This window comes from Streptococcus sp. HMSC061D10 (assembly GCF_001808865.1).
Lineage (GTDB): Bacteria > Bacillota > Bacilli > Lactobacillales > Streptococcaceae > Streptococcus.
In genome coordinates, this window is record NZ_KV794995.1 from 1 (window position 1) to 4346 (window position 4346).

The window sequence follows — 4346 nt, forward strand, 5'->3', positions numbered from 1 at the left end:
GAAATGAAGGTTACTAAAATTCTTTATACTTTCCATTTGATAACAATTTTATCAGCAGTTACTTGAACCTTATTGATAATTCCTCTAACTAGTATTTTTTGTCGCTCATAATCCATTGAAAAGACTTTCTCAGCGTTCAGTAATTTCCTCATATCGGACTTTCTCTTGTCTCTCTTTAGCGCTGGATCGTTTTCCAGTTCAGTCTCAAGAGTCGCCCTCATACTTATAAATTCGGCTGACTTGCTCTGTAATTCTTCAAGAGTAATGCGGTCATCTATGTAGAGGTCGTTAAGTCTGCTCAATTTCTTTGATAGTTCCTCTATTTGTTTCTTGTAGCTCTCACGGTCTATATTTTCAGCATTATCCCCTGAAAATATTTTATCCAGGTAACTAGTATCATCTTGTAGCTTACTAATTTCTGTCAGCACATAGTTTTCTAGGGCATCTTTGCAGTAAAAACCTGAGTCACATTTTTCATTATTGTTATATACAGTCACGCCCTTAATTTTCCTAGGGTGTCTCTGATGGCATTCGTACCTGATGAACCTAGTGCCGTCTTTACGGACCATTCCCATCAATAGTTTTAAGGGCGCACCACAATAGCCACATTGACTAATACCAGATAGGATGTACTTGGCTTGAAATGGCCGAGGGTTATTATTTTCAAGTGCAGTCCTTTGCCTGATTTTGAGTTCTTCCTGTACCTTGTCATAGGTCTCCTTTGAGATAATAGGTTTATGAGTACCCTTGTATATTTCTCCCATAAATTGATTATATCCACAATATACAGGGTTTCCTAAAATCATTCTGACCGCTCTGTAGTTCCAAGGTTTTTCTTTTGGGAATTTCTCATTTAGGTCATCTCTTAATTTTGTGATCGACCTACCTGAGAGGTAGGTCTCAAACATGAATTTGATAGCTAGTGACTGGACTGGGTTGATGGTCATGGTGCCTGTCCCTCTGTGATAGTCATACCCATAGGATGTTTTAGCCCACATCATGGATTTTCCAGCCTTGGCACGGCCTAGTTTGCCGAGTTGCATGCGCTCCTTTATCTGCTCCCTTTCAAGTTGGGCAAAGACGCTCAAGAGCCCAATCATAGCCTTTCCAAAGGGGGTGGAGGTGTCAAAATTCTCCTGTAGACTCAAAAACGCTATATTATTCTTTATGAAAATATCCTCGATTAGGTAAAGAGTGTCTTTCTGGCTACGGCTAAGACGGTCCAGCTTATAAACTAGAACCGTGTCAAATTTCCTCTTTTTGGCATCTTTTATAAGTTTCTCTAGTGCTGGCCTGTCGGTGTTTGAACCTGAGAAACCTCCATCAGTATAGACATTGTAGACACTCCAGTCCTTAATATCGCAGTAGCTAGAGAGTTTATCTTTTTGCTCCTCAATTGAGTATCCCTCCTCAACCTGGTTTGTTGTCGAAACCCTGACATATATAGCTACTTTATTTGTTGTTATCATAGTAGTACCTCTTTCAAAATTTCCTAAAAAATGATAAAATGGGTACAAGAAAAGACATCATGAGAGGTTATCTCCATGAAAATCTTTTCCTGTCACATGCCTCACGCTCTCGGTCGCCAAACTTCTGAGCGTGGGGCTTTTTTTTATTTAACTTTCACTTCCATATCTCCATTTAATTTCTGAGAAACTAGTGAGTCGCCGTCATCTGTTTTGATGTGTAACATTGGGTATGAGTTAAAATCCACCTCATTAGTAGCAGCCCAAACATTAAAAGCTTCATGCTCCTTTGTTTTTAAGCCATCAGCAAAGGCTTGTAAGTCTGTTTTAGGGTAATACTTATATTCATTCGGAACTTTCACATAGAGGATGGTGTCCTTGTTGTAAAAAGTATATGTAGAAATATCCACCCCTTTATCAGTTAAATCTTGTTTAAAGTAATCAATAAAGCTTGCCATTTGGTCAGCTGATACTCTCGGTAGTTTATCATCAGTTTTAGAACTTGCCTCAGTTGACTTTGAGCTTTCCACAGTTTCCTGTTTAACTTCTGATGTTGAGCTAGTTTCGGAAGATGAGTTTTTCCCTTGAGAACATGCAACAAGAGCAACTACAGAAAGGCTTAGAAAACTTAAAGATAATAATTTTTTCATGAAATTCCCTCCCAGCTTTTAATGTGGTTCAGTCATTGCACATCTTTCTTAATTTTTATAAATTTCAACGACTTCACCGATTGTACGAATGTCGTCATTTTCTGTTAGATGGATTTCCTCATAGCTATTATTGAGACTTTGTAAGTACCAACTTCCATCATAATCACGCTTTAATTTTTTAACAAAGTTTTTTCCGTTTACCTGGAAGATACCGATTGAGTTGATATCTATTTGACTAGCTACTCTGATAAATAATAGATCATTATCTTCTATAAGTGGCTCCATTGAGTCGCCAGCTACTTTAGCAATAGTGTCATACTCGTTAGGAACATCATTGGCTCTCAGTCTTACCTCCATGTGGAGATTGTCCTCTTGGAAAGTACCATGTCCAGCAGCTACCAAGCCCTCTACATAATCAGTAATGTAGTCCTCGTCATCTTGAGGCTTGTTAAAAATAGAAATAATATTAGAGTTTTCTTGCTCCTCAAGTTGGTCTTTAGCATAGCTAAGGACTTTTTCTTGTCTAGGTTGTTCTAGCTTGTTATAGATTGAGATAATTTCAGCTTGGTCTACATTACTCTCTTTTTGGATACCTAGCAAGTACTCAGGAGTGATATTCAAAGCTCTTGCAAAATCATCAGCTCTATTAAGAGGAAACTCTCTTGTCTTGTTGAAGTATCTTGACATGGTAGATTTTGCAATCCCTACCCGCCTAGCAAGCTCGCTCATTGACAACCCTTTTTCATCTATATTCTCTTGAATAAGTGAAATGATTTCATCATTAGATCTCATGTTTTTCCTTTCTTCTGACTTGATAGTTTTATTATACCATCGTTCCCGAAAATATACAAGAGGAACGATGAAAAACATTTTTTGATATTTTTTTGATAAAAAGGGTTGACAAATTGGAACAAAGTAGATTATAATAAAATCGTTCCAAAACGGGAACTAAAAAATTAAAAAGGAGAGCACAGTATGACAATCAACTTGAAACGGTTGAAAGCTGAGCGTATCGCAAGCGGTATGACACAAGATGAGGTAGCTCACCGCATGGGGTGGAAAACACGTACACCTTACGCAAAGCGAGAGAATGGTATTGTATCTATTGGTGCTGACGAATTAGCAAAGATTACTTTGATTTTTGGTCTACCTATGGAGAAGATAACTATTTTTTTTGAAGACAACGTTCCCGAAAAGGAACGATTGCTAGCATAGAAAGGAGCAAACCTATGAGCAAACTACGAGGCTATCGAGTTATGTTAGGACTAACTCAACAACAGATGGCGGACAAGCTAAAAATTTCTTTGCAGTCATACAACAACAAAGAGTTAGGTAAAACGCCATTCAATGACAAAGAACGTCTGGCGATCAAGTCAATGGTTGCAGAAATCAAATCAGATATAACCATAGATGAACTATTTTATAGCTAGAAAGGAGCAAACATGAACGAACTCATCAACGTAACCCTGAATGACAATCAGGAACCAATAGTGTCATGAAGACAACTACATGAGGCGCTGGTAAGGGCCAACAGTACTTTATCAACAAGTTCCTTGATCAGGAATACTTAACAGGATAGAAATAAAAAAGCCCCTCTGGAACGGCAATTCCATTGAGGGACTAAGCAAAATACTTTACGAGGTAATTATATCATGAAAACAGTAAAAAAGGAATGGGAGCCACGGATTGTAAACATCATGGCAGATGGTTCTCAAGTTGACGATCTTACAGGATATGTCATCCCTGCTGGTCATTCCTACTATGACATCATTCTAGGCATGCACAAGCGAGAGTTACAGAAAGGGGCTTAAATATGAGGTATGCAGTATATTCTAAGAAATACTCACGAAAATTATACATCTATCAATAACGCTTTCACTCAAGATAAGCAACTGAAACCAGCCACAATAGGGATTTTGGCAGTCATACTGACTAATAAGTCTGATTGGGTTGTGTATCCTGACGAGATTGCACGACGTTTAGGAATAAGTAGGCGTACCGTAGATGAACACTTTAAGCTTTTAGAAAAAGCTGGTTATCTCAGAGTATACCGCTTAGGGCTAGGCAGAGGTAAAGGCGTTACAGTACACAGATTTTTTTCAGATATGCCTATCTCGGATAATTACTTTGAATATCTAAAAGCTAATCTTGAGAAAGAGTTATCCACAGATGACGAGATTTAAAAATACAGTTGGAAAATATTGCCATGTGTAAAATTGCCATGTGTAAA

At 38.0% G+C, this 4346-nt stretch carries 7 protein-coding genes; 4 read left to right on the top strand and 3 right to left on the bottom strand.

Translation table 11 applies throughout. The annotated features are described in order from the left end of the window. Positions 1–23: 23 nt before the first annotated feature. From HMPREF2728_RS01405 to HMPREF2728_RS01415, 3 genes are all read right to left on the bottom strand, one after another. The gene (locus HMPREF2728_RS01405; RefSeq protein ID WP_075226850.1) at positions 24–1469 is read right to left on the bottom strand and encodes a recombinase family protein; all 1446 of its coding nucleotides are present in this window, start codon (positions 1467–1469) and stop codon (positions 24–26) included. 143 nt (positions 1470–1612) lie between these two features. Beyond that, complete coding sequence (locus HMPREF2728_RS01410; protein WP_075226851.1) at positions 1613–2116, bottom strand: hypothetical protein; 504 nt, start codon at positions 2114–2116, stop codon at positions 1613–1615. Between the two features lie 48 nt (positions 2117–2164). Continuing rightward, entirely contained in the window at positions 2165–2908 is a 744-nt protein-coding gene (locus tag HMPREF2728_RS01415) for an XRE family transcriptional regulator (RefSeq protein WP_075226852.1), read from the bottom strand. A 183-nt stretch (positions 2909–3091) separates the two neighbouring features. Here HMPREF2728_RS01415 and HMPREF2728_RS01420 point away from each other — a divergent pair, with 183 nt between their 5' ends. The 4 genes from HMPREF2728_RS01420 (at position 3092) to HMPREF2728_RS01430 (ending at position 4299) form a co-directional block, all read left to right on the top strand. After that, entirely contained in the window at positions 3092–3331 is a 240-nt protein-coding gene (locus HMPREF2728_RS01420; protein ID WP_075226853.1) for a helix-turn-helix domain-containing protein, read from the top strand. 14 nt (positions 3332–3345) lie between these two features. Continuing rightward, the gene (locus HMPREF2728_RS01425) at positions 3346–3546 is read left to right on the top strand and encodes a helix-turn-helix transcriptional regulator (protein ID WP_000040966.1); all 201 of its coding nucleotides are present in this window, start codon (positions 3346–3348) and stop codon (positions 3544–3546) included. Between the two features lie 222 nt (positions 3547–3768). Further along, positions 3769–3927 (top strand): BOW99_gp33 family protein, encoded by a 159-nt coding sequence (locus HMPREF2728_RS10765; protein WP_162837231.1) that lies wholly within the window; start codon positions 3769–3771, stop codon positions 3925–3927. A gap of 9 nt (positions 3928–3936) precedes the next feature. Next, entirely contained in the window at positions 3937–4299 is a 363-nt protein-coding gene (locus HMPREF2728_RS01430) for an ArsR/SmtB family transcription factor (protein WP_075226854.1), read from the top strand. The last annotated feature ends 47 nt before the right edge of the window (positions 4300–4346 follow it).

Excerpts from the sequence above, each read along its gene's own strand:
- HMPREF2728_RS01410 (WP_075226851.1), bottom strand. The coding sequence starts at position 2,116 with ATGAAAAAATTATTATCTTTAAGTTTTCTAAGCCTTTCTGTAGTTGCT.
- HMPREF2728_RS01415 (WP_075226852.1), bottom strand. The coding sequence starts at position 2,908 with ATGAGATCTAATGATGAAATCATTTCACTTATTCAAGAGAATATAGAT.
- HMPREF2728_RS10765 (WP_162837231.1), top strand. The coding sequence starts at position 3,769 with ATGAAAACAGTAAAAAAGGAATGGGAGCCACGGATTGTAAACATCATG.
- HMPREF2728_RS01425 (WP_000040966.1), top strand. The coding sequence starts at position 3,346 with ATGAGCAAACTACGAGGCTATCGAGTTATGTTAGGACTAACTCAACAA.
- HMPREF2728_RS01420 (WP_075226853.1), top strand. The coding sequence starts at position 3,092 with ATGACAATCAACTTGAAACGGTTGAAAGCTGAGCGTATCGCAAGCGGT.
- HMPREF2728_RS01430 (WP_075226854.1), top strand. The coding sequence starts at position 3,937 with ATGCAGTATATTCTAAGAAATACTCACGAAAATTATACATCTATCAAT.
- HMPREF2728_RS01405 (WP_075226850.1), bottom strand. The coding sequence starts at position 1,469 with ATGATAACAACAAATAAAGTAGCTATATATGTCAGGGTTTCGACAACA.